We start from the raw sequence: 24,044 nt of genomic DNA, 5'->3' as shown, positions 1-24,044 counted from the left end.
ATGGCGAAGCTATTTTTCGCAGCACAAGGCGGTGGAAGAAGGCATACCGGGGGTATGCTGACTGACGACAGCGAAGTGATGCGGGAAATAGACCGCCAGTATCACTGGATTAAGACTGATAAAGTACTAGGACTGAAGCCGGAAGGCAATGGGGCGTTTGATGAAGCAGGAAATAGCGCTTCCTGTTTGTCGGTTTTTGGCCGGAACAAAGCGCCATTGCTGTACGGCGGCGATAGCGGCATCATCCAGGGCTGCCGAGCCGGATGATTGGGCCACGGTAATCGAACCGGGAAGACCGTTTGCCTGCACTTCAATCCGGAGGGTAGTCGTTCCTTGTATGCCGGCTTTTCTTTCCGCCGGCGGGTAGGCCGGCGACGGATCGGACAGGATGGAAGGTGGAACGATTTCCGGACGGCTATTGGTTCCACCTTGGCCAGTACTGCCGGTTCCCGGACTGGCGGCTGTTCCGGCGGCAGGCAGTCCGGGAGTCCGACCGGTGCCGGCTGACGGCGCGGCCGCTGTACGGGCTGTTTTGGCCGGCACTGCTGTTGTTGCCGGAACAGCTTGTTCCGTAGCTGGGACAGGATTTACTGTTTCATCAGGCGCTATGGCTTCATCGGCTGCGGCTGGTTCTGCCGTTGCTTCGTCGGGCAGTCCGTCGGCTGCTGTCGGACTGTCGTTGCCTATTTCCAGTTCAATGACTGTTTCCTCCTGCGGTATCGGCAGGGCAAACAGTCGATCAGCCATAAAGCCGCAGGCGATCAAAAGGAGCAAGTGAACACAAAACGAACTGGTCAGCGCTTTTTGCCAACGTTTCTGAACTATTGCCATGCTCCTACCTCGCTTTGGGTTCGCCGGCCAGGGAGATTTTTCGGGCGCCGGCCAGTTTGATTTCGTCAAGAACTGTAATGACCTTTTCATAATCGGTTCCTTTATCGGCCCGCAGAACAAATGACGCCTCCGGCTGGCCGCCTAGTTCGGCGCGAACCCGCTTGGCGAGTAATGGCAGCGGTAGTTCTTCCTGATCATACAGTACGGTGCCGTTTTCCAGAACAGTGATGGCAATATTGGCGGCGATATCGTGCTGCGCGGCGGCTGTTTTCGGCAAATTGACCGGAAGTGTGTGCTGATCTACCATATAGAGGGTGCTCATCATGAAAAACACCAGTAAGAAAAAGATGATATCAATCATCGGAATAATCATGAATTCCGGCTGATTATTCGCCCGGAGATTATGCAATTTCATGACTGTCCCTCCGGACCGCCTTTTTGGCCGGTAAAAAACTAATGACCGTGGCGCAGACCGATTCCATATCGGTAATAAGCGAGTCTACGCGATGCGAAAAATAGACATGGACAACAAACGACAATACAGCTACAGTCAGGCCGGTGGCTGTGGCAATCAGCGCTTCGCCAACCCCGCCGGTGATGGCCATAGGCTGACCGGCCTTCATGTTGAGGACGCTGAAGGTTGTGATCATGCCGACGACAGTACCCAACAGACCCAATAGAGGGGAAAGGGTAACAATGGCGCTTAGATAATTGAGGTATTGCCGCAATTTGGCAGTTGTCAGCGTAGCTGCACTTTCGAGAGCGTTTTCGATCTGACTACCCCGTTGATAAGCCAGCAGACCTTGCAGGGCAACCTGCGAGACGGCTTTCGGCAGTTGCTCGCAAAGCTGAATGGCTTCGCCGATTCGCTGTCTTTCGATGAGCGGCTGCAACTTGCGGATAAAGGCGGATGTGTCGGTTGCTGCATTCCGGTAATAGATAAACCGTTCAACAGTGATAGTGACGACAAGGAAGGAACAAAGCAGCATCAGGTACATGACCGGACCGCCTTTATGAAATAACATGAAGCATTGGGATAAAAATTCCATGGATATAGACCTCCTGTATTGTGTAATGAGAAGTGGCCAAGGAGATGGATTCAGAATCCATCTCCTAAAAGATTGCGCTATGTTGATTAGCTACGGCAGTGGAAGTGCCTGTTGCTTTGGTGTTAAAGGCAAAACCGGAGCCGTTTTCGGTATGTTCCACTTATAGCGGGAGTGGTTGAAAGCTCATGAAAAGATAATCGAAGCTTCGCAAGCTGCCTTGTTACAGGAATACAGCTGTTCGAATATTTTCTTTTATCGACTGACTCGAGTCGGTCAAAGTGTAAAAAAGCCCCTGAATAATTATGTAAGTCTAACAGATAAAAGTGCGGTCTCCAACAAAAGTAATAACCAAGCAAAAAGGATGTTATTGATTATCATTATCACTTGTGAAACAATTGTAATTATAGACGGTAAGATTAGTTTCGTCAATAGCGTTTTGGAACATTTTCTTGCATGGCCTGGCAGCTTATTGCTTGTTCTGTTATGCCCATTTGTTCACAGATTAGGGCAGTGATGGTTGTAAATTTTACCTGTACAGTGGAATTAATTCCTGTTATCATTATGTTGTTTTGCGAAAAATGAGAGTGGAGAGGTCAAGCTGGAGGATGAAACGAAAGAACAACGTTGCTGCTATGGGAATTTTAATGCTGAATATGTTCATTTCGCAGTTAGGCTTTGGCTTGATAATTCCTGTACTGCCCGCCTATATGCAGTCACTGGGGGCCAGCGGGTTGGCTCTTGGCGGCTTGGTATCCGCCATGGGAATTACTCAGTTTTTGTTTTCGCCGGCAGCCGGGCAGTTCTCTGACCGGTATGGGAGAAAGGCGGCAATTGTCCTGGGCCTTACTGTCTTTGCCATTGCTCAGGGAATTTTTTGTATCGCTCATACGGTGACGTGGTTGTTTGTTTCGCGATTGATCAATGGAATCGGCATCTCTCTGGTCAATCCGGCAGTGACAGCTTATGTGGCCGATATTACCTCCGAAGCGGAACGTCCCGGCGGGATGGGGAAGTTGAGCGCGGCAATGCTGCTAGGCATTGTTATTGGACCGGGGATTGGCGGACTGTTGGCAGACTATGGCTTGCGTATTCCTTTTTATGCGGCCGGTGGTGCCGCAATTCTGGCTATGGTGGCTTCTTTGGTCTTGCTGCGGGAGCCGGAGCACAAAAGAACCAAGGCAGCAGAGGTGCGGGAAACTAAGACGGCTGCCGGCATGGTGACTCTGATGCTTAACTCCTTTAAAGCACCATATTTTTCACTGCTGTTTTTTGTTTATGTATTAACTTTTGGTTTGGCGATTGTTGAGGCTATTTTCGGCTTGTACGTCAATGTTAAATATGGGTTTACGCCAAAGGATATTTCCCTTTTGATTACCGGTGGAGCCTTGGCCGGTGTGGTGGTGCAATATGCGATTATTGACAAACTGCTGCAACGTTTTGGTGAAATCTCACTTATCCGGCGATGTTTGCTGTCTGCCAGTTTGTTTTTGCTGTTGATGGTTTTTTCGGGCTGCTTCTGGCAGATGTTTGTGGTCAATCTTTTCTTTTTTTCCTCGATTGCCACCTTGCGACCGGCTATTCATTCCCGTCTGTCCAAGCTGGCGGGGCAGCAGCAGGGACTTGTTTTTGGTCTGAACGATGCGTATACCAGCCTGGGGTTGATTACAGGGCCTATACTGGCGGGTATTCTATTTGATATTCAGATTGATTTACCATTGCTTTGCGGTGTCGTTATCATTTTATGTGGGTTATTTTTGTCGAATACGTTATATTTGGAAACGGAGTCATAAGTATTTTTGTAAGTTTCATATTGACATTTCCATTGACAAGGTTCTTTATAGGTATTATTATATATTAGTGTACTGGAAATTTAATACTTGTGTCCGTATGAAGTTTGCGAGACCTTGCCGGAAATGGCGGGGCAAGTATCGCAGGTGGATGGAACTCTGGAGAGCCCCTGTGAGCAGGGCGCCGAAGGGGCAAGTTGATTCGTAAGAGAATCAATGAAACTCTCAGGCAAAAGGACAGAGCGTACTGGTTCGTCGGCCGTTATCCGGTGATGTACCTATTTGTCGTTCTTCGGAGTCAAATCTTGTGATTTGGCTCTTTTCGTTTTTCTCCGGCTCATTATGATCGGGCAAATCATTGGTAAGCAGAAGGGTATTAAATATTCCGATAAAAAGAGAGGGGAATAACTGATGCGAAAAAAAGGATGTAAATTGTTCGCGGCAGCAGCGGCGGTCTTGTTGTTGGCCGGTGCACTGACCGGATGCGGCAGTTCGTCATCGAATGAGATTAAAATTGGGGTATTGGACGAGTTGACCGGCGGCAATGCTACGATGGGAACTTCCGCGGCCAATGGGGCTAAGATGGCTATAAAAGAAGCGAATGCCAAAGGCGGCGTGTTAGGAAAGCAGATTCAGGCAGTGGTTGCCGATAATAAAAGCGAACCTTCCGAGTCGGCTAACGCCATGACCAAACTGACGACCCAGGATAAAGTGGTAGCGGTAACCGGCGTGTTTTCCAGCTCGAACGCTATTGCCGCCTCCAGTGTGGCAGAATCCAGCCAGGTACCTTTTCTGGCTGTTGGGGCGACCAACCCGAAAGTAACGGTGGACGCCGAGTCCGGTAAAGTGAAAGACTATACCTTCCGTGTTTGCTTCATTGACCCGTTCCAGGGGACAGTTGGCGCCAACTTTGTGCTGAATACCTTAAAGTTGCAAAAAGCGGCCATTCTGGTTGACAGCAGCAGTGACTACAGCAAGGGCCTGTCTGCTTTCTTTAAAGATGCCTTTACCAAGGGTGGCGGCAGTATCTTGGCCGAAGAAGCCTATTTACAGAAAGACCAGGATTTTAAGACCATTCTGACTAAAATAAAAGCATTGAATCCCGAAATCATTTATGTTCCCGGTTATTATGAAGAAGTGGGCAAGATCGTCAAACAGGCTCGTGAGCTTGGCATGAATATACCGATTGTCGGCGGCGACGGCTGGGATTCTCCTAAGCTGGTGGAAGTGGCAACAGCGCCGGCGCTCAATAACACCTATTTTACCAACCATTATTCGGTGGAAGACACCAGTCCGGTTTCGCAAGCTTTTGTTGAAGCCTATAAAAAAGAATACGGGCAGGCTCCTGATGCCATGGCAGTTCTTGGCTATGACGCAGCCAATGTTCTAATTGATGCCATCAGCCGCGCAAATAGCGAAGAACCTGCCAAAATCCGTGAAGCCCTGGCGGCTACCAAGGACTACCCGGCAATAACGGGGTCAACAACCTTCAATGCGACTCATGATGCAGTGAAAAGTGCTGTTATTATTGAAATGAAAGACGGCAAGCAAACCTATCGGGCTACTGTTAAGCCTTAATAAGATTGTGAACAGGAAACCACCTGCCGGAATGAACCGGACAGGTGGTTTTTTACTATCTTCTATAGGTGACTGCTTTTAGAACGGAGGCTGTGAAGCCTTTCACGGGCTAGTCTAGTGGTATTGTAGACAATTTTATGGGCTATTTCCGGGTATGAGTGAAAGAAGCGCTGGAAGGCCATACCGGACAATACCAGAATCTCGGCCGGACTGGTGACGATAATGTCTTCAGTATGCTTATTATGTTCTGTTAAGCCATTGGCACCAAAATGCTGACCTGGTCGGGCATACTCCTTAGCAGGGCGCTGAAAGGTTAAGGATTTTAACTTGCCGGATAGCAGTAGATTGTGGGAGTAGCTGACATCGCCTTGCGGTGTAATTAACTCACCGGTTTCGCAGTGAATATAGCTGCTGCAGGAATGGAGGAAAGTTTTTGCCTCTTCTTCTGAAAGGCCTTTTAGAATAGCGATGGTTCCCGCAGGTGAACCCGATAAGTGTGCGGATAGGATAGACCAGAATTCGTCTTGAGTAATTAATTGACTATTAATGATGGTGGAATGTTTAATGATATTTTCATGGAACCAGTCAACAGCTTGTGTGTTTACTATTTCTCTTTTACGTGCGAGACGAAAGAGTGGAGAGCGAACTGTGCGAAAATGTTGAATATCATTTGCAAGCATGACTAGAGGAATTTGCAAACCATACCCTGGAAGAGTGAAGTTTTTGGTATATCGATGAAAGCCCATATGTTCATACAAGCGAGGTAGATGGAAATTGCAAATACCAAATCCAAATTCGACCCGATTGGTGCAGCAAATTTCATAGCATTTACCTATGAGTAAATATAATACAGGTGAACTTCGATGATTGGCGGCGACCATCAATTTAGTAAGAAAAGCAATGTTATAACTATAATCGGTGATGCAATTTTGAAAAATATGTAGGTTTAAAGATTTTGTCAGTTCTTTAGAGAAATCACCAAAAGATCCGATATTGATTCGTGCAGTACCGACTATTTCTGATCCTATTTTAGCATATAACAAAATAGCCCAATCGTCTAAATCGTCATGCAACTGTTGATTATAGTAATCAACCTCTTTAATAGTTTTGGACATCTCTTCAATATAAATTTGGTAACGGAAATGATAAATTGTTTCTTTTTCTTTTGGCGTAACCGCCTCATAGATTTGGATGGTTGTTTCCTCACTTATAGACTTAATTGATAAGTTTGTGTTATTGGCGTTTTTCATAACATCTCTCTCCTCTGCTAAATGGTTATTAGTGTCAGTTTCGTGGTAAACTTATGTTTTCATTGATAACACCTCCTTATTAGGGGATACGGAGAGAAAAATAAGAAATCCTTGGAATAATGTAAAAATACGGAATAAATTGTAGAAACTAACGAAACTTACAAAAATAAAAAGACCCTTTTTCAAGGAAATGAATCCGTGAAAAAGGGTTAATTTATAATTAAATTTATAATAATTGAATTTATGATGTTTCCGAATTGAAATATACAAAAAATGTAGTACCAGTATGTCCAGTATCAATCTTGATGGTGGCATTATGTCTGTGAGCTATTTGGTAGCAAATTGGCAGTCCTAAACCGGTACCCGTATCCTTAGTAGTAATAAACGGTGTTCCTAATTTATCAAGAATGTGAGACGGGATACCAGTGCCTTGATCACTGATAGACAAAACAATATCAGTCTTTTGCTGGAAAGTTCGGATAGTGAGTTTGCCACCATTAGTCATAGCTTCAATGGCGTTACGGCTGAGGTTTAATAATAGTTGACGTATTTCATTTTCGTCCAACAGTAAATCGGAAATGTTACTAAGTTCTAATACAACATCTACTTTAGAGGATATGGCATCAGCTTGGACTAGAGGAAACAGAGACTGGATAATGTGGTTAAGAGGACAAATTTTTAGATTGATTAGTTTTTCACGTGACAAAGAAAGGTACTCTTTGATTATGGAATTGGCCCGGTCTATTTCTTCAGTCATCAAAGTGAATTTTTCTTTATCGTTTTGGTATTTTTCTTTTCTTCCGAGAACCTGTAAATAACCACGGACAGTGGTCAACGGGTTTCTGATTTCATGGGCAACAGTTGCAGCCATGCTGCCAACCATATTCATCCGATCAAATAAAGATGACATTTGTTCTAATTTTTTTCTGGTAGTGATGTCCCGAACTATTCCCTGCAATGCGACAAGTCTATTATTTTCGTCGTAAATGGGAACACATTTTTGTTCTATCCAAAGGATGGTGTCATCTTTTCGTGTGATTCGCAACACTAAAGGTGTTGAAAGAGACTTAGGAATATTATTTTTAAATGTATCAAATAGAGGTTGATCTTCAGGATAAATAAGACGATAAAATAAAGTATGGTCGGCATAATGTTCGTTTGAACTATAACCAGTTAATTGTAAAACAGAAGGACTTAGATATAGAATTTTGGCTTTTGGGAAAATCTGATAATGATAAATTATATCAATGGCGTTTTCAGTTAGTAAACGATACATTGTTTCTTGTTTTACTAAATCTGTTCTGGTTTTTTCAAAATATACAATTAAAGTTCCCGCTGCAATTGTAAGGCGTAAAATACCACCTATAGAATACGCTATTGGGAGAAATTGTACTCCTCCGATTGTGAAAGGTGCTGTTAAATTAAATAAGCTCCAGAATATGTAGGCGTAACCTGTGATTAAACGACCAATTCCTGGAAGGTTGGTTTGGCGTATAAAGATAAGACCTAGCCAAATGCCTACGAAACAACATACATAAATAGGGAGTAGAAGTTTAAATGCTAAAGGAAGATGCGAAGCATTTATAAAAATACTTGTGATAGTAACAATAATTGCTCCGTAAATCCACCATTTATTAAAGAACTTATTTATAAAAATATGAGTACCTCGAACAAACATTAATACACTGATAAAAATGAGTAACTGATATATTGTTAAACCTAGAAATGAGTGACGCCAAGGCAGTAGTCCTGTGTCGAAAATAATGTATCGTGAAAGTAAAATTAACCAACTGAGAGCCCAAATTCCCATAAAAGTTTCACGATATATAATATATAGGTATATGTATACTAAGATAATCGAAATGGTCCCAATTGAGGAGCCCACTACCGCCAATTGTATAATATCCATAATTTCTCCTACTCCTAATTAATGGCAAACATTTTACATATTCTACAAAAACAACGTAACTCCTTTTATTGTATTTTATGGTGTATTTTTGCAATAATTTGTCTTATTATGGTAAGTCGACCCTTATTTCTTCGTCTTCTATATAAAATGTACGGATTAATCGCAGCATGCAAGATTGCGGCTATGGCTGGTCATACTAGAAACGGGTCCTGTGGGTCTATGTACTGACAGGAATATCTTAGAGTATCTCATCTGCGTTAAAGTTATCGCTAATTTTTGTGAGGATTTTTTTGCAATGCGGGGCAGAGGAGCCGTGCAGATTGAGAATCTGCACGGTGACAACAACGAAGCAGTGCGTAAAAAGACTGCAAAGATAGCAGAGTTTTTAATGTGGAAGAGTACTAGAGGCAGGAAGGTTTATGCGGCGGGCCTATATAGCGAAGTTATTGATGATCGTGCTGGTACTTGCGCTTCTTATAGCGGGTAGTGGCTACGGATATTTTTATTATCAGGAAAAACCGGAGCCTTCTTTACAATTGTCTTCTTTTCCGGTTGTCCAGAAGCAGACCAGGCTATTGGTCATTGCACCTCATTGTGATGATGAGACGCTGGGCTGTGCAGGTTTAATTCAGGCTGTGTTGCAGGCTGGCGGTACGGTCCAGGTGGTGGTGGTCACCAACGGCGACGGTTTTACATTTGCCGTGGAAAGACAGTTTCACCGGTTGTTTCTCAAGGCCGACGACTATGTTGAGTCCGGCTATGTCCGGCAGAAAGAAACAGTACGGGCATTAGCTTATTTGGGGCTGCAGCCGGAGCAGATCACTTTTCTTGGTTATCCCGACAGAGGTCTGAATGCCCTGTGGCTGGATTACTGGGATAGCAACCGGCCATATCATTCCCGCTATACGGATACTGAGTACACTCCGTATGACAATAGCTATCAGCAAAAGGTGCCCTACGCCGGTGAAAATGTACTGTCTGGCCTGGAACAACTGATGCGTTCTTTTAAACCCACGCTAATTATGGCACCACATCCCGCTGACGAACATGCCGATCACGCTGCCGTTTGGGCGTTTGCGGCCACAGCCTTTATGCATTTGCAGGGCAGCGGGGAGCTTTCGTCAACCGCCAGGCTGGACACTTATCTGGTTCACCGGGGCGACTTTCCTATTCCCCATGGCTACCGTCCAGAGGCAGCCCTGTTGCCGCCACGGCCACTTTATAAAAATCGGGAAACAGAGTGGCAGGTGCAGGCTTTGTCGGCACAAGCGATGACGGTTAAGGAGCAGGCGGTCAAGGCGTACACGAGCCAGCTTCAGGTGCCGGTTATGTCGAGCTTGCTTTTGAGTTTTATCCGTTCTAATGAATTGTTTGGCCGCAACAGCATACCGGAAATCAATAGTGAGCCGGTACTGGATGCCACCAGTTTGAATACCTGGCTTAATAAGCCGTCCTTTTTGATTGCTTCCCGTGGTGTTAACTGGCTTGGTGTGATCGAAGGCAACGCCAAAATAGCTGCCGTCGGTGGCTTGGTGCAGGGAAACCGTCTTTGGCTGCGGTTTCATATTCCGGATTATTCGGAAAGGCAGCATACCTATCAGGTTTCGCTTATTACGTTCGGGCGGGAGCGACAGGGGGTATGGCGGCAACGCAAGGCGTTTAGTTTCAGCACAGCCGAATCGGATTTGGCAGAGGGCGATATCTTGCGTTTTCCCAATGATGTGGTAGTTCGCCTAACCTATACTGACCGGCAGCCGTTACCTGACTTCTTCTTGCTGCAGGTTACCACCAGGGACAGTCTGGGACTGATGCTTGACCATACTGTATGGCAGCCGGTCAGGGTTGTTTTGTGACCGCGGACTATTATACATCTTCCGGCAGGACAATACGGTGAGAAATAGGGGAAGACAGTACTATGGAAGTGTTGACCGTGCCCAAGGCAATCAGACGGTCGACCAATTGCTGCAGGCTGTTCATATTGGCCACGGCCGCCTTGATGAAATAACTGACAGTGCCGGTTACCCGGTGGCATTCCAGGATGTAGGGCTGATCCTCGATAAATTTTTCAAATTCGTGGGGATTCATGCGGAGTTGGCTGACCTGGATAAACAGTAGAATGGTACGCCCTACGGCAGCCGGGGAAACCCGGGCAGTGAAGCCGGCGATGATTCCCTGTTCCTGCAGGCGATGCAGCCGCTCCGAGACACTGGGACGGCTCAAGGCCAGTTCCTGTGACAATTGGCTGACCGTTATGCGTCCATCGTCCTGCAAAAGTTTCAACAGACGAATATCTAAAGCATCCATAAAGACATCCTTTCTAAAATGGAGAAATTACTGTTGCTTTTTATGCAAAGTGATAACCAATATGGTCTATTTCATTCGTTTTAATATATTAAAACAGGCAATATTATTCTATCATTTATTTCATAACTGATAAAGCGGTTTGACTGCGAATAAGGGGACTGAAATAGTGAATCGAGTGATTAGTATTATATTGGGTTGTTTGATTACCGGGATCGGAACGTTGTTGTTAGCCCATGCCCATCTGGTCATTGGCGGTACGGCGGGGCTTTCCCTGAGCTTGTCTTATTTGATGGGAATTCCTTTTTCCCCCACATTTTTTGTGATTAATATTCCTTTCTATACCTTCGCGGTACTAAGAATGGGCTGGAATTTTACGCTGGCGACTTTTGCGGCTGTTACGCTTCTGTCTTGTATCACCGGTGGACTGGAACATTGGCTGTTTAACGGTTTTGCCGTAGCTCCCTGGATCGGAGCTACGCTGGGCGGCGGTTTGGCTGGTTTAGGTTTGGCAATTCTGTTTGAAAATCGTTCTTCACTGGGCGGCGCCAATATCCTGGCCTTATATTTAGAGCAAAAATATAATTGGAATCCCGGCTATACCAATTGCGTTTTCGACAGTATTGTGGTGCTGTCCGGTGTTTATGCCGCCGGGCTGTTGCGGGGGCTGTATTCGGTACTGGCTGTTATTGTGATTTCGTCGGTTATCGGTTATTGCAAAAGCCGCAGTGCCAAACGGGCTCAGATATTAAGTACAGCGACCGAACTTTAAAATGGTGGACCAAGAGCCAACTTCTGTTCAGACAGGAGTTGGCTCTTTTTATGTCGAAACAACAGTACAAGTGATGATGATATTATGCTGTCTAAGGAGGGTTTATGCTAAAGAAACTGGTTTTTATGCTGCTGGCTATGTTGCTGACAGTACCAATGGCCGAAGCAGCCGGCGGTACGTTTAACTATGATTTGCCGTCACTGTCAATCAGACTGCGGACGGTGCCGCTGGCCCTGTCCATTATGGGGCCGGCTATGGCGACGCAGGAACAGTGCTTGCAATATCTGCTGCGGCGCAATCCGCTGCCCCTGTTGACGGTGTCACCGCGGCAACTAGTAGCCTATTACTATGAAGAAGCGACACGCGAAGGAATCCGGCCGGATGTCGCCTTTGCCCAGGCCTTGCATGAAACTGGCAATTTCCGTTATGGCGGCGATGTGGTGCCGCTGCAGAATAACTATTGCGGGTTGGGTACGACCGGCGGCGGAGTCAAGGGAGCCTGGTTTGAAACAGCGCAGATTGGTGTGCGGGCGCAAATCCAACATTTGGTTGCCTATACGGCAACTCGCCGGCCGGTTACCGACATTGTGGATCCCCGTTATGAGCTGGTGCGCCGGTCGGCCAATTTTGCCCAGGCGGTAAGCTGGACCGACTTAAACGGTCGCTGGGCCGTACCCGGCACGACTTACGGGCAAAAAATCATGACCATTCATCAGCGCATTCTGGGAGGCGAGTGAGTGGTGGTGGTTTAGTGGTTCCGCTAAAGGTTTACTTTTGAATAAACTATATTGATATGATACAATAAGAAAAAAGTTGCTGAAAAACATTTGTTTACCTGAGTTGGAGGAGGAGGCAGGATCATGCATTGTGTACAACAGGTTACACCCCAGATTGTATGGGTGGGCGGTAACGACAGAAGACTGGAACGGTTTGAAAACATGTTTCCGTTGCCTAACGGGGTGGTTTATAATTCCTATGTGATCATGGATGAGAAAACGGCACTGCTGGATACGGTGGACTCGGCCATCAGCGCCTTGTATTTGGAAAATATCGAGCATGTGCTGCAAGGACGCAATTTGGATTATCTGGTTATAAATCATATGGAGCCGGATCACTGCGCCAATATCGGCGAGCTTACCCGTCGTTATCCTGATGTGAAAATCGTAGGCAATAAAAAGACCTTTCAATTTATGGAGCAGTTTTATACCTTTGACAAAAGGGAAAACTACCTGGAGGTTAAGGAAGGCGATACGATCAATTTAGGCAAGCATACGCTGCGGTTTATTTTTGCGCCGATGGTGCATTGGCCGGAGGTTATGTTTACCTATGAGGAAAGTGAAGGAATTCTGTTTTCTGCCGACGCTTTTGGTTCGTTCGGTGCGCTGTCCGGCAATATTTTCAGCGACCAGGCTGATTTTGACTCGGCCTATTTGGCCGAAAGCCGCCGCTATTATGCCAATATTGTCGGCAAGTACGGCGCCCAGGTACAGGCGGTGCTGAAAAAAGCGGCCGCTTTGGATCTTCGCATGATTTGCCCGCTCCATGGCCCGATCTGGCGTAAGGATTTGCCATATATATTGGATAAATATGAGCATTGGAGTAAATATGAGCCTGAGAAGAAGGGCGTGGTGCTTGTCTATGCCTCGATGTACGGCAACACGGAAAACGTGATGAATGTTATCGCCAACAAGCTGGCGCAAAAAGGCGTCTGTGATATGCGCATGTATGATGTGTCGAAGACCCACCCGTCCTATATTATTGCTGATGTCTGGAAATACAGCCATCTGGTAATCGGTTCGCCAACCTACAATATGGGGCTGTACTATGTGATGGAATCGCTGCTGCATGAAATGGCCGGGTTGCAATTGCAAAACCGGAAAGTGGCCGTGGTCAGCAACCATACCTGGGCTAGTATGGCCGGCAAAGTGATGCTTAAAATCATTGAGGAAATGAAGAACATGGAGCTGATCGGTTCTCCCTTTGAAATCAAGTCCTCATTGAAGGAATCGCAAGAAGCGGAACTGGACAAGCTGGTAGAAGACATCTACGCATCCGTGAAGGAGTAGAATAATCAAGGGAACCGCTGATTTAATGAACCGGCCAGTCTGGTGAGAGATTTTTTCGTCTGGCAAGGAAGTGAAACCGCAAAAATAGTTGGGCTATTTCAAGGTTTTACTGACGCAGCCAGACGGAAAAAGATCCGCCAGGATGCGCAGTGTGAATAAATCAGTGGTTCCCGAGGAAAGCAGGAGGCAACAGCATGCTTGTTGGCTATATATCCAATATCAAACAAGAAATGCCGCTGTACCCGGCGGCACTGCAAACCGGGTTGAACTTTCTCGGGAAAGCCGATCTGGCAAACCTGGCTTTGGGACGTCATGAAATTGAACAAGACCGGATTTATGCGTCCATTGCCGAATATGAAACCGAACCGAAAAATAAGCGCCGGCCGGAGGCGCACAAAAAATATATAGATATACAATATGTCTGCTCCGGCGCAGAAATGATCGGCGTAGCTCCTTTGGAACAGGCCCGGGAAGTGGATGAGGATTGCCTGGCAGAACGGGATGTCATCTTTTACCGCCAGATTCCGGACGAGACAGACCTGACTCTTTTGCCGGGGATGTTTGCCATTTTCTTTCCCTGGGATGTGCACCGTCCTAACTGTAGTCTTGGCGACAAGACCGGCCGGGTACGTAAAGTGGTTGTGAAAATAGCGGTGGATGCCATCTGAGCAATGAAGAATTCTAAATAATCTGTACGGCATACGGGCCGGGTTGTGATACACGTCACAGCCCGGTTTCTTTTTTTGTAGTAAAATAAATTCTATTAATTCAGACAATTTGATGGTAACGGAGGAGCGGTCATGTACTATGAAGAAATTGCCAAAATTTCCGGAGCGGCTGAGGCGAAAGCGGCCTTATTAAAAGCGGCCAAAGGGCGCTATATCCTTTCGTCAGCCTTAGCCGGTATGTATGTGGGATTTGGAATTTTACTTATTTTTACGATTGGCGGTCTGCTCAGTCAGGCGCAAGCGGCATCGGTCAAACTGATTATGGGACTTTCTTTTGGCATTGCCTTGAGCCTGGTCATCATGGCCGGTTCAGAGCTTTTTACCGGGAACAACCTGGTCATGGCAATCGGCCGTCTGGAAAAAAGAGTAACCGTCCGCGAGGTTTGGAGTATTTATCTATTCAGTTTTGCCGGCAATTTGCTGGGATCGATTGTTTTGGCCGGGCTGTTTGCTTATTCCGGACTGCTCAGCGGCAGTACCGAAGCTTTTATTGTCAAGACCGCCCAGGCAAAAATGTCGCTGCCTTGGCTGCAACTGTTTATCCGGGGTATTTTGTGCAATGCGCTGGTCTGCCTGGCGATTTGGTGCTCCTTTCGTATGAAGGAGGAGACGGGCAAACTTATTATGGTATTCTGGTGTCTGTTTGCCTTTATTACCAGCGGTTTTGAACATAGCGTGGCCAATATGACCTTGCTGACTGCGGCTCTGTTAGCTCCAGGAGCCGCCGGTGTGTCGGTCGGCGGATTTATCTACAATATAGTCTGGGTTACGCTGGGCAATGTGATTGGCGGAGCGTTGGTTATCGGCTATTCCTACTGGTATATTGCCAGAAAAAATTAAAGACAGGGGGAAATGGTTGTGGCGTACAAAGTATCCTTGGCGGCGTTTGATCAATATCTGCAGGAGCTAAAAAAGGAGTATCTGATTTTTGCGCCGGTCATGTTGGCCGGAAAAGGGACATATACGGATACCGATTCCATACGATATCAGGAGATAAGCAGGCTATCCGAGGTTTGCTTTGAACGAAAGGCCAGCTTCTCAGCCAAAGAAGTGGTGCTGCCGATTACGCAGACGCTGTTCTACTTTACCGAAGACCATTGGAATGAACCTCAAATCAGCGATAAAAAGATACTGTTGTTTGTGCGAAGCTGTGACATTCACGCAATGAAACGTCTTGATGCTATGTATCTTCAAAATGGTCCGGCCGATCCTTACTACCGGGCACTGCGGGAAAAAATCCACTTTTGCCTGATGGAATGCCCGGAGCAAGGCTTTGACAACTGTTTTTGCGTGAGTATGGGAACGAATACTGCTGCCGGGTATGACCTGTTTGTGCGGCCCGCGGGTGATACCGTATATGTGGGCGTAAAAAATCCGGCGCTGAACGGTTTTGCCGGTGCCGAGACGCTGGAGTTGGAGCCGGATTTTGTCACGGAGAACAAGAAGGCAGTGAAGCTGCCGGCAGCACTGGATCAGCAGATATTTTCCTCGCCAGTGTGGCAGGAGTATTCGTCACGATGTATTGGCTGTGGTCGCTGCAATTTTGTTTGCCCTACTTGCAGCTGCTTTTCCATGCAGGATATTTTTTACAAAGAGAACCGCAATGCCGGCGAACGGCGCCGGGTGTGGGCTTCCTGTATGGTTGACGGCTATACCGACATGGCCGGCGGACATGGCTTCCGGAAAACTCAGGGCGACCGCATGCGGTTTAGAGTCCTGCATAAGGTATATGACTATCAAAAGCGGTTTGGCCAGCCTATGTGCGTGGGCTGTGGCCGTTGTGACGATGCCTGCCCCGAGTATATTTCCTTTGCCCATTGCTTGAATAAGCTGAGTAAGCTTGAGGAGGTGCCGGAATGATGACCAATCCTTATTTGCCTTTCAAGTCGCGGATCATTAAGATCATCCCCCATACCGACATTGATTTTACCTTTCATATGGAATATGCCGGCCCGGTAAAGCCAGGCCAGTTTTTCGAAGTGTCTTTACCCAAATACGGGGAAGCTCCTATTTCCGTGAGTGATATTGGCGAGAATTATATCGGGATGACCATCCGCCGGGTGGGAGCGGTAACCAATACCATTCATGAATTGCGGGAGGGGGATACTCTGTTTTTGCGCGGCCCTTATGGCAATGGCTTTGCGATAGAGCAATATCAGGGGTGTGAGGTAATTGTTGCTGCCGGTGGAACGGGGCTGGCACCGGTAAAAGCCATTGTGGATCATTTTGCTGCCCACAGGGATGAAACGCCGTCGTTTACATTGCTTGCCGGCTTCAAGTCACCCCAGGATATTCTGTTTCGCGATGATTTCAAAAAATGGGAGCAGACGCTGCAGGTGACTTTGACGGTAGATAAGGCGGAGGATGAAACCTATCAGGGACAGACCGGATTGATTACGCAATATATAAAAGAGATCAAATTCTTAAATAAAGAAGCGGCGCAGGTCATTGTGGTGGGGCCGCCGATTATGATTAAGTTTACCGTAGCTGAGTTTTTGCGGCAGGGAATCAGGGAGGAAAATCTCTGGGTGTCCTATGAACGGAAGATGTGCTGCGGCGTGGGAAAATGTGGCCATTGCAAAATAGATGATACGTATATTTGCCTGGAAGGCCCGGTATTTAACTATACTAAGGCCAAAACTCTGATCGATTAAGGGAGGGCGGACTAAGCATGGATATTAAAACCAAAGAGCTAAAGAAAAATGCTTTCCGGGTTACGAAAGAACGCTATAAAACTGCCGTGCGCCTCAGAGTGCCGGGCGGTCATCTGGATGCTCATTATCTGACCACTATCCGGGAGATTGCCGAAACCTATGGCAATGGTACGGTGCATATCACGACAAGACAGGGGTTTGAGATTCCGGGCATTGCCATGGAGAACATGCCGGTAGTCAACCAGGCTATTCAAGAGCTGATTGAAGGGCTGGACATCAATCAGGATAGCCCTCTGACCGGGTACCCGGCGGCAGGCACCAGAAATATTGCCGCCTGTATCGGCAGCCGGGTATGTCCGTTCGCCCAATACGATACGACGGCGTTTGCCAAACGGATTGAACAGGCTGTTTTCCCTAACGATTATCATGTGAAGATCGCCCTGACCGGCTGCCCCAATGACTGTATTAAAGCCAGAATGCATGATTTCGGGATTATCGGCATGAATGAACCGCAATACGATGCCTACCGGTGTATTGGCTGCCAGTCGTGTGTGAAAAATTGCAAGAAACGGTCGGCCGGGGTGCTGACCTTTGAAAACTACAAAGTAGTCAGAGATAAGGAACGCTGTATTGGCTGCGGAGAATGCGTCGGTAAATGTCCTTCCGGTGCCTGGACCCGGAGTGTTGTTAAGTTATTTCAACTGGTTATCATGGGACGTACCGGCAAACGGGATCCCCGGCTTGCCAGACCTTTCATCCGCTGGGTTGATGAAGGCAGCATCATGAAGATCCTGAAAAATACCTATGCTTATATTGATGAATATATCGACAAAGAAGCTCCCGGCGGTAAAGAACATGTCGGGTATATTGTAGACCGCACCGGCTATCAGGAATTCAAAAAATGGGCATTGAAGGATGTTGTCTTAAATCCGGAGGCTCAGGTGGCCGAGCATATTCAGTGGTCGTAAATCAACTTAGCAAGCTTTAGAGAGCGGCCTGGATCGTTGCAACGATCCAGGCCATTTGTATTTGTGCAGTTTTGCGGGAAGGGCCAAAAAAATGGGAGTGCTTTAAAGGGAATAGTAGGATATTCTCAGCGCAGGATCATTGGTGGCAAAGATAAGGAAAAGTTTTCTGACTAGTGGCTAAATTCTTAATAAAAAGCGTTGACTTACTTATACGTACAAGTTACAATAGAAGCAACAACTTATACGTATGAGTTTTGGTGATCATTGCTTGCAGGCTGAACAAGTTGGGCAATGTAGGATTTAGGGAAAAACTACATAGGGGGAATTTGCGTGAGTAAAAATTCCGATGCAAAACAACTGCTGGAACTAATCGGCGGGAAAGAAAATATCGCGGCAGTGACTCATTGTGCGACACGACTACGCTTTGTCTTGCAGGATCCACAGCAGGCAGACGTAGATAAGATTGGCAAGCTGGTATCCGTAAAGGGAACCTTTACCCAGGCCGGACAGTTTCAAGTAATTATAGGAAATGATGTATTGGCCTTTTATAATGAATTTGTAAAAGTTGCCGGTGTCGATGGTGTTAGCAAAGAAGCGGCCAAAAGTGCAGCCAAACATAATATGAATGTGATGCAGCGGCTGCTGGCCAATTTGGCGGAAATCTTTTCGCCGCTTATCCCGGCCTTGGTAGTAGGCGGCTTGATCCTGGGATTTCGTAATGTCATCGGCGATATAAAGCTGTTAGAGGACGGAACCAAGACCATTGTGGAGCAATCCCAGTTTTGGGCCGGCGTTCATTCCTTCTTATGGCTGATCGGCGAAGCTATTTTTATGTTTTTGCCTGTCGGCATTACCTGGTCTATTTCGAAAAAGATGGGGACAACACAAATACTTGGCATTATATTAGGTCTTACTTTGGTATCTCCCCAGTTATTAAATGCCTATGCCGTTGTCGGTACTCCGGCTGATAAAATTCCCTTTTGGAACTTTGGTTTTGCCAAGGTACAAATGATCGGTTATCAGGCCCAGGTTATCCCGGCTATTTTAGCAGGCTTTTTATTAGCCATACTGGAAAAGAATGTCCGGCGGGTGGTTCCCGAATACGTATCGATGATCGTGGTTCCCTTTCTGGCACTCGTACCTACCGTTCTGGTGGCCCATACTGTGTTAGGACCGATTGGCTGGGCCATTGGCAAAGTCATCTCCAGCGTAGTATACGCCGGACTTACTTCTTCCTTTGGCTGGCTGTTTGCCGCGATTTTTGGTTTTACCTATGCGCCGCTGGTCATTACCGGCCTGCACCACATGACCAATGCCATTGATTTGCAGCTCATGGCCCAGTTTGGCGGAACCAATTTATGGCCCATGATTGCCCTGTCCAATATTGCTCAAGGCTCGGCTGTTGTGGGAATGATCTATCTGAACAGGCATAATGAAGAGGAAAAGCAGGTATCTATTCCGGCGGCTGTGTCGTGTTATCTGGGCGTAACCGAGCCTGCCATGTTCGGTATCAATTTAAAATATATCTTTCCGTTCCTCTGCGCCATGACCGGTTCGGCTTTTGCCGCCGTGATTTCTGTAGGCTCCGGTGTTATGGCCAACTCCATCGGGGTTGGCGGTTTGCCCGGCATATTATCAATTAAACCCCAGTTTATGGTCATCTTTTTCCTGGCCATGGTAGTTGCAGTGGTTGTACCGTTCCTTCTGACAGTAGCCCTGGGGAAAACCCGGTATTCGGCAAAACTGCAGAATACCGGTGGAATACCGGTAAAGTAGCCGGAGCTAAGAAGCGGCTTACCAGCTAGCTAACGCGGGAGGGTTCTACGGGCCCTCCTGTTGGGGTGTGAGAGGAGTTATGGCAATATGAAAGATTTCAGAAAAAGTGTTGTATATCAGATTTATCCTAAATCCTTCAAGGATTCCAATGGCGACGGCATCGGTGATTTACCGGGCGTAACGGCAAAACTGGATTATTTGAAACAATTAGGTGTGGAATATATCTGGCTAAATCCCTTTTATGTATCGCCGCAAAAAGACAACGGCTATGATGTGGCCGATTATTGTGCTATTGATGAGACCTTTGGCACCATGACTGATTTTGAGGAATTAGTCCGGGCGGCGAAGAAACTGGATATTGAGATCATGCTGGATATGGTGTTTAATCACACCTCCACCGAACACCACTGGTTTAAGCAGGCCCTGGCCGGGAACGAACGGTATAAGAATTACTATATATTCCTGGAGCCGAAGGAAGGACGCGAGCCGACGAACTGGCAATCTAAATTTGGCGGTCCGGCCTGGCAGTATGTAAAAGAGCATAATGCCTATTATCTGCACCTGTTTGATATAACCCAGGCCGACTTGAACTGGAAGAATGAAACGGTTCGGCAAGAAATTTTTGATATTGTGCGGTTTTGGCTGGCAAAAGGTGTCAAGGGTTTCCGGCTCGATGTAATTAATTTGATTTCCAAACCCGATGTGTACCAGGATGACAACGAAGGTGACGGCAGACGGTTTTATGCCGACGGACAGCAGATACATGAATATTTGAAGGAGTTAAACCGGGAGACCTTTGGCCAGTCTGAAGATGTCATAACAGTGGGAGAAATGTCCTCCACCTCACTGGATAATTGTATCCGCTATTCCAATCCCGCAGAAAAAGAGTTATCCATGGTTTTTAGTTTCCACCATCTAAAGGTTGATTATAAAGACGGCGAAAAGTGGGCGCTCATGGATTTTGACTTTAAGCAATTAAAACAAATCCTAAACCTGTGGCAGGTTACCATGCAGGAGGAAAACGGCTGGAATGCCTTGTTCTGGTGCAATCATGATCAGCCCCGGATCGTATCCCGGTTTGGCGATGACCGGCTGTACCGTAAAGAGTCAGCCAAAATGCTGGCTACCACCATTCATTTCATGCGGGGTACGCCGTATATCTTTCAAGGTGAGGAAATTGGCATGACCAATCCTTATTTTGACGCTATTGAAATGTACCGGGATGTGGAGTCCATCAATCGTTACGCCCTGCTCAAGCAAGAGGGCTGGCAGGACCAAACAATCATTCGTGTGCTGCAGGCTAAATCGCGGGATAATTCGCGTACTCCCATGCAATGGGATGATAGCGTCCAGGCCGGCTTTACCAGCGGTACACCGTGGATTAACGTCAATCAAAACTATACCGAAATCAATGTGAAAAATGATTTGCAGGCAAAGGGTTCGGTCTTTCACTACTACCGGCAGTTGATCAAACTAAGAAAAGAATATGATATTATTGCCTATGGGGAATATAAGCCTATTCTGGAAGAGCATGACCAGATATTTGCCTATCTGCGGGAATATAAGAATGAAAAACTGCTGGTTATCAACAATTTCTATGGCCGGGAAACGGTGTTTACTTTGCCTGACGATATCGAGATCAGCCGGTACAAGAGCAGCATATTGATAACCAATTACGGCGATGCCGGCAGGGACTGTAAAAAGGTAGTCTTGCGGCCCTACGAGTCCATAGTCTATCATCTTGTGAAATAATTGGCACGATGTTACAATATTCGTGGTGATTAGTGTATGGATAGTAAATATATCAGTATTTATCATGAAATACTGGCGAAAATTGAAGATGGCGAAATTGCTGCCGGCAGCAAACTGCCGTCGGAAACCGAAATGATTGGCGAATATGGCGCTTCGCGGGACACCGTCAGAAAAGCGCTCCATTTGCTGGAGCAGAACGGGTATATACAAAGAATCCAGGGGAAGGGTTCTTTTGCTCTGGATATCAATAAACTCAGCTTCCCCGTATCGGGTCTGACCAGTTTTAAAGAGCTGGCGCAAAAAATGACGGAAAAATGCCGCACGTTGGTAAAGGAACTGGAAAAGATCCCAGCTGACGAGTTTATCAGAGAACAACTGAAATTGCCGGAGCAGGCTGAGGTCTGGAAGGCGGTCCGGGTACGGCAGATCGGCGGGAAAAAGATCATTCTGGATAAGGATTTTCTTGATGCCCGGTATGTGCCTAAACTGACGCAGGCCATTTGTGAGGATTCCATTTATGAGCATCTGGAAACCAAGCTGGGACTCAAAATCGGCTTTGCCCAGAAAGAAGTCACTGTGCAGCAAGCTACCCAGGAAGACCGGAAATATCTGGATTTTGAGAATTATAACATGATCGTGGTAGTGAAAAACTATACCTATTTGGAAGATATGACGTTGTTCCAATACACCGAATCAAGGCACCGGCCGGATAAATTCAAATTTGTCGGTTTCGCCCGGCGAAATTAGGGCGCTGTTGCGGACTGTTGGAAAATCCGATAACGACTTAAAAAAACTCCTGCCAATTCCCGAGGGAATTAGCAGGAGTTTTCCACATCATTTATTTTGTAACGCTATACATGCTTGTTAAAAGGACGCCGTCTTTATCACTGCTGAGTTCCCAGGTAAAGATGCCGCCTAGTTCATATTTTTTAACAAAGTCAGCCTTGGCTTTAATTGATTGGGGATCATCGTAGGTTACAAAGATCCCTTTGCTGGCATTAAACAGATAAGGTGCTTGCGCGCTGGCATCCCAATAGCGGACAAAACCATTGGCGGCATTGTATTTTGCTACTAGGTCACAGTACTTTATATCGCCGGCCCCTTGCTGGGACGCTTTTTGGTATAAACCATGATTTTTGTTGTCAACACCTGGCCAGAAACGTCCATAGAAGGCCACTCCCAGGTTGATCTTGTCCGAAGTAAAGCCACTGTGTAAGTAGCGCAGTACGCCGTCCATACTTCCGCCAATACCGCTTTGGTCATAGATACTGTTTAGCAGAGGTGTATGGTGCCCTGTTTGTGCCTCCCAGCCGCCATGGAGATCATAGGTCATCAGATTCACATAATCTACGATGCTTGCCAGCTTAGCCGGTTCGGTATTATCCAAATACCAGGGGCTGATATTAGCGGCGTAGGATAAAAGATAATGCTTGCCGGTCTTGGCTTCCAGCAGGTCCAGCTTATCACGAAGAGCCTGCATTAACAAAGTGAAGTTTTGTTTATCTTCCGGCCTGCTTTTAATGGTTCCCCAGGCGCCGTTAACAGGATATTCCCAGTCCATATCAATACCGTCGATATTATACTGCTGGATATAATCCGCCGCACTTTGGGCAAAGATTTCCCGGGCCTCCGGTGTCGCCGCCGCATCAGAAAAGCCGTCACCACCCCAGCCGCCAACGGCAATCAGCACTTTGAGGTTGGGGTTTTTCTCTTTCATTTTTTGTAGTTCAGCATAGTGAGCATCGCCTACAGCCTTGCCATCAATGACTGTATTGGCGATTTTCCCATTTTCGATTCTGGCAAAGGACAAATTAATATGTGTCAGCTTGTTAGCGTCAAAACTTTGAGCTGACCAGTTTGTCCAGGCAGCCAGATAAGCGATCACCTTCGGCGAGATGCTGCTATTTTGAGCAGCCACCGGAAACGCAATGAAGACGGAAACTACGAGAGTTAACAGTAAAAGTGTCCACTTTCTCACGACAAATCCTCCCTCGAATATAATCTTGGCTTAGGTAAACAGCGATGTTAGCAATCATCCCTTTCTATAAAAATATCGCACTTATATGGCAATAATAAATTTAAGCAAAATTCATGCCAGAACATGGCTTGTGGGAATTATTAATTATTTGCCCGTAAGGCTGTAAAGTAGAGCCCTGGGATGTTCTTGCTAAGAACTAAAAAGACTACGGATAACCGGTTGAGTAGCAGTAAGAGAGATTACACACTTTGGTAGGATAATTACACACACTAATTGATTCGTGCAATCACAATAAGTTTCTGAATCAAACGAACCGTCCCGTGCGCCAAGAAGCGCACGGAGTAAAGCGGGTGGAAATCCCGCCAGAGAAGGTCTAGCCAGCCACTCTGTATCCAGCCTTGGGACTGAAGCGGTAACGCCAGGTCTAAGCGTAGGTAGGAAAGGTAGTAGGCCGAAAGCGAAAGCTGAAGATGTAGAATCCCGAAATTCCTAAAGGGAAAGGTCGATGTATGGGACGAGCAGAAGACAATACTGGGCTTAGCGATAAAGGCGAGTTAAGTCTGGCGCCCCGGGATCGAAGGTCTTGGCATGCTACACACCATTACTCCGTGTGAACTTGGGAGACCCTGCCGCTCTCCGAAAGGA

The 24,044-nt window shown here is 46.6% G+C and carries 21 protein-coding genes and 1 riboswitch; of the genes, 14 read left to right on the top strand and 7 right to left on the bottom strand.

Annotation, left to right across the window (positions count from 1 at the left end; translation table 11 throughout):
* Positions 1-126 precede the first annotated feature (126 nt).
* Genes BMW43_RS18425 through BMW43_RS18415 form a run of 3 tightly spaced genes read right to left on the bottom strand, consistent with a single transcriptional unit; the run spans position 127 to position 1,880 of the window.
* Complete coding sequence (locus tag BMW43_RS18425) at positions 127-831, bottom strand: energy transducer TonB (RefSeq protein ID WP_177173674.1); 705 nt, start codon at positions 829-831, stop codon at positions 127-129.
* A 4-nt stretch (positions 832-835) separates the two neighbouring features.
* Positions 836-1,246: an ExbD/TolR family protein gene (locus BMW43_RS18420; protein ID WP_091751262.1), complete on the bottom strand. Its 411-nt coding sequence runs from the start codon at positions 1,244-1,246 to the stop codon at positions 836-838.
* Positions 1,233-1,880: a MotA/TolQ/ExbB proton channel family protein gene (locus tag BMW43_RS18415; RefSeq protein WP_091751260.1), complete on the bottom strand. Its 648-nt coding sequence runs from the start codon at positions 1,878-1,880 to the stop codon at positions 1,233-1,235. Before BMW43_RS18415 ends, BMW43_RS18420 begins: the two co-directional genes overlap by 14 nt.
* Positions 1,881-2,485: 605 nt before the next feature.
* On the opposite strand from BMW43_RS18415, the gene BMW43_RS18405 reads away from it, so the two are divergent.
* A complete protein-coding gene (locus BMW43_RS18405; protein ID WP_091751254.1) occupies positions 2,486-3,670 on the top strand; it encodes an MFS transporter in 1,185 nt (394 codons plus the stop codon).
* 146 nt (positions 3,671-3,816) lie between these two features.
* A riboswitch (glycine riboswitch) is annotated at positions 3,817-3,918 on the top strand.
* 160 nt (positions 3,919-4,078) lie between these two features.
* On the top strand, positions 4,079-5,245 hold the full coding sequence (locus BMW43_RS18400) for an ABC transporter substrate-binding protein (protein ID WP_091751251.1): 1,167 nt from the start codon (positions 4,079-4,081) through the stop codon (positions 5,243-5,245).
* A 62-nt stretch (positions 5,246-5,307) separates the two neighbouring features.
* Here BMW43_RS18400 and BMW43_RS18395 read toward each other — a convergent pair whose 3' ends face one another.
* Positions 5,308-6,495 carry a cyclic nucleotide-binding domain-containing protein gene (locus tag BMW43_RS18395; protein ID WP_143050659.1) on the bottom strand — a complete coding sequence of 396 codons (1,188 nt, stop codon included), beginning with the start codon at positions 6,493-6,495 and terminating at the stop codon, positions 5,308-5,310.
* Between the two features lie 241 nt (positions 6,496-6,736).
* On the bottom strand, positions 6,737-8,404 hold the full coding sequence (locus tag BMW43_RS18390; RefSeq protein WP_091751247.1) for an ATP-binding protein: 1,668 nt from the start codon (positions 8,402-8,404) through the stop codon (positions 6,737-6,739).
* Between the two features lie 419 nt (positions 8,405-8,823).
* Between BMW43_RS18390 and BMW43_RS18385 the strand changes: the two genes are divergently transcribed.
* Positions 8,824-10,257, top strand: coding sequence for a PIG-L deacetylase family protein (locus tag BMW43_RS18385; protein ID WP_091751244.1), 1,434 nt, complete (start codon positions 8,824-8,826; stop codon positions 10,255-10,257).
* A gap of 10 nt (positions 10,258-10,267) precedes the next feature.
* Here BMW43_RS18385 and BMW43_RS18380 read toward each other — a convergent pair whose 3' ends face one another.
* Positions 10,268-10,708, bottom strand: a complete 441-nt coding sequence (locus BMW43_RS18380) for an Lrp/AsnC family transcriptional regulator (protein WP_091751242.1) — start codon at positions 10,706-10,708, stop codon at positions 10,268-10,270.
* 166 nt (positions 10,709-10,874) lie between these two features.
* Here BMW43_RS18380 and BMW43_RS18375 point away from each other — a divergent pair, with 166 nt between their 5' ends.
* The 11 genes from BMW43_RS18375 to treR all read left to right on the top strand — a co-directional run bounded on the left by BMW43_RS18375 (position 10,875) and on the right by treR (position 22,168).
* Positions 10,875-11,477 (top strand): YitT family protein, encoded by a 603-nt coding sequence (locus BMW43_RS18375; RefSeq protein WP_177173673.1) that lies wholly within the window; start codon positions 10,875-10,877, stop codon positions 11,475-11,477.
* Positions 11,478-11,581: 104 nt separating this feature from the next.
* The gene (locus BMW43_RS18370; RefSeq protein ID WP_091751236.1) at positions 11,582-12,214 is read left to right on the top strand and encodes a glucosaminidase domain-containing protein; all 633 of its coding nucleotides are present in this window, start codon (positions 11,582-11,584) and stop codon (positions 12,212-12,214) included.
* Between the two features lie 123 nt (positions 12,215-12,337).
* Positions 12,338-13,543 (top strand): FprA family A-type flavoprotein, encoded by a 1,206-nt coding sequence (locus tag BMW43_RS18365; RefSeq protein ID WP_091751226.1) that lies wholly within the window; start codon positions 12,338-12,340, stop codon positions 13,541-13,543.
* Positions 13,544-13,737: 194 nt separating this feature from the next.
* Complete coding sequence (locus BMW43_RS18360) at positions 13,738-14,211, top strand: NanQ anomerase/TabA/YiaL family protein (RefSeq protein ID WP_091751222.1); 474 nt, start codon at positions 13,738-13,740, stop codon at positions 14,209-14,211.
* Positions 14,212-14,343: 132 nt separating this feature from the next.
* Positions 14,344-15,111, top strand: a complete 768-nt coding sequence (locus BMW43_RS18355) for a formate/nitrite transporter family protein (RefSeq protein WP_091751219.1) — start codon at positions 14,344-14,346, stop codon at positions 15,109-15,111.
* An 18-nt stretch (positions 15,112-15,129) separates the two neighbouring features.
* Positions 15,130-16,131, top strand: a complete 1,002-nt coding sequence (gene asrA / locus BMW43_RS18350; protein WP_091751216.1) for an anaerobic sulfite reductase subunit AsrA — start codon at positions 15,130-15,132, stop codon at positions 16,129-16,131.
* On the top strand, positions 16,128-16,925 hold the full coding sequence (gene asrB, locus BMW43_RS18345; RefSeq protein WP_245732602.1) for an anaerobic sulfite reductase subunit AsrB: 798 nt from the start codon (positions 16,128-16,130) through the stop codon (positions 16,923-16,925). The genes asrA and asrB overlap by 4 nt, the downstream gene beginning before the upstream one ends.
* Before the next feature lie 17 nt (positions 16,926-16,942).
* A complete protein-coding gene (gene asrC / locus BMW43_RS18340) occupies positions 16,943-17,893 on the top strand; it encodes a sulfite reductase subunit C (RefSeq protein ID WP_091751213.1) in 951 nt (316 codons plus the stop codon).
* 330 nt (positions 17,894-18,223) lie between these two features.
* Positions 18,224-19,669, top strand: a complete 1,446-nt coding sequence (treP, locus tag BMW43_RS18335; protein ID WP_091751210.1) for a PTS system trehalose-specific EIIBC component — start codon at positions 18,224-18,226, stop codon at positions 19,667-19,669.
* 87 nt (positions 19,670-19,756) lie between these two features.
* A complete protein-coding gene (gene treC / locus BMW43_RS18330) occupies positions 19,757-21,421 on the top strand; it encodes an alpha,alpha-phosphotrehalase (RefSeq protein ID WP_091751208.1) in 1,665 nt (554 codons plus the stop codon).
* A gap of 36 nt (positions 21,422-21,457) precedes the next feature.
* Positions 21,458-22,168 (top strand): trehalose operon repressor, encoded by a 711-nt coding sequence (gene treR, locus BMW43_RS18325; RefSeq protein ID WP_091751205.1) that lies wholly within the window; start codon positions 21,458-21,460, stop codon positions 22,166-22,168.
* Between the two features lie 91 nt (positions 22,169-22,259).
* On the opposite strand, the gene BMW43_RS18320 is transcribed toward treR, so the two are convergent.
* Complete coding sequence (locus BMW43_RS18320) at positions 22,260-23,399, bottom strand: glycoside hydrolase family 18 protein (RefSeq protein ID WP_177173672.1); 1,140 nt, start codon at positions 23,397-23,399, stop codon at positions 22,260-22,262.
* Positions 23,400-24,044 lie beyond the last annotated feature (645 nt).

The organism is Propionispora vibrioides, from assembly GCF_900110485.1.
GTDB classification, from domain to species: domain Bacteria; phylum Bacillota; class Negativicutes; order Propionisporales; family Propionisporaceae; genus Propionispora; species Propionispora vibrioides.
Note: the sequence above shows the minus strand (reverse complement) of the source record. Positions and strands in the feature narration are given on the sequence as shown.

What these genes read in the sequence shown, in the direction of transcription:
- BMW43_RS18420 (WP_091751262.1), bottom strand. Translation starts at nt 1,246, where the DNA reads ATGAAATTGCATAATCTCCGGGCGAATAATCAGCCGGAATTCATGATT.
- BMW43_RS18380 (WP_091751242.1), bottom strand. Translation starts at nt 10,708, where the DNA reads ATGGATGCTTTAGATATTCGTCTGTTGAAACTTTTGCAGGACGATGGA.
- treC (WP_091751208.1), top strand. Translation starts at nt 19,757, where the DNA reads ATGAAAGATTTCAGAAAAAGTGTTGTATATCAGATTTATCCTAAATCC.
- BMW43_RS18405 (WP_091751254.1), top strand. Translation starts at nt 2,486, where the DNA reads ATGAAACGAAAGAACAACGTTGCTGCTATGGGAATTTTAATGCTGAAT.
- BMW43_RS18415 (WP_091751260.1), bottom strand. Translation starts at nt 1,880, where the DNA reads ATGGAATTTTTATCCCAATGCTTCATGTTATTTCATAAAGGCGGTCCG.
- BMW43_RS18360 (WP_091751222.1), top strand. Translation starts at nt 13,738, where the DNA reads ATGCTTGTTGGCTATATATCCAATATCAAACAAGAAATGCCGCTGTAC.
- BMW43_RS18390 (WP_091751247.1), bottom strand. Translation starts at nt 8,404, where the DNA reads ATGGATATTATACAATTGGCGGTAGTGGGCTCCTCAATTGGGACCATT.
- BMW43_RS18385 (WP_091751244.1), top strand. Translation starts at nt 8,824, where the DNA reads ATGCGGCGGGCCTATATAGCGAAGTTATTGATGATCGTGCTGGTACTT.
- treR (WP_091751205.1), top strand. Translation starts at nt 21,458, where the DNA reads ATGGATAGTAAATATATCAGTATTTATCATGAAATACTGGCGAAAATT.
- BMW43_RS18355 (WP_091751219.1), top strand. Translation starts at nt 14,344, where the DNA reads ATGTACTATGAAGAAATTGCCAAAATTTCCGGAGCGGCTGAGGCGAAA.
- BMW43_RS18425 (WP_177173674.1), bottom strand. Translation starts at nt 831, where the DNA reads ATGGCAATAGTTCAGAAACGTTGGCAAAAAGCGCTGACCAGTTCGTTT.
- BMW43_RS18395 (WP_143050659.1), bottom strand. Translation starts at nt 6,495, where the DNA reads ATGAAAAACGCCAATAACACAAACTTATCAATTAAGTCTATAAGTGAG.
- BMW43_RS18370 (WP_091751236.1), top strand. Translation starts at nt 11,582, where the DNA reads ATGCTAAAGAAACTGGTTTTTATGCTGCTGGCTATGTTGCTGACAGTA.
- BMW43_RS18400 (WP_091751251.1), top strand. Translation starts at nt 4,079, where the DNA reads ATGCGAAAAAAAGGATGTAAATTGTTCGCGGCAGCAGCGGCGGTCTTG.
- BMW43_RS18365 (WP_091751226.1), top strand. Translation starts at nt 12,338, where the DNA reads ATGCATTGTGTACAACAGGTTACACCCCAGATTGTATGGGTGGGCGGT.
- asrC (WP_091751213.1), top strand. Translation starts at nt 16,943, where the DNA reads ATGGATATTAAAACCAAAGAGCTAAAGAAAAATGCTTTCCGGGTTACG.
- asrB (WP_245732602.1), top strand. Translation starts at nt 16,128, where the DNA reads ATGATGACCAATCCTTATTTGCCTTTCAAGTCGCGGATCATTAAGATC.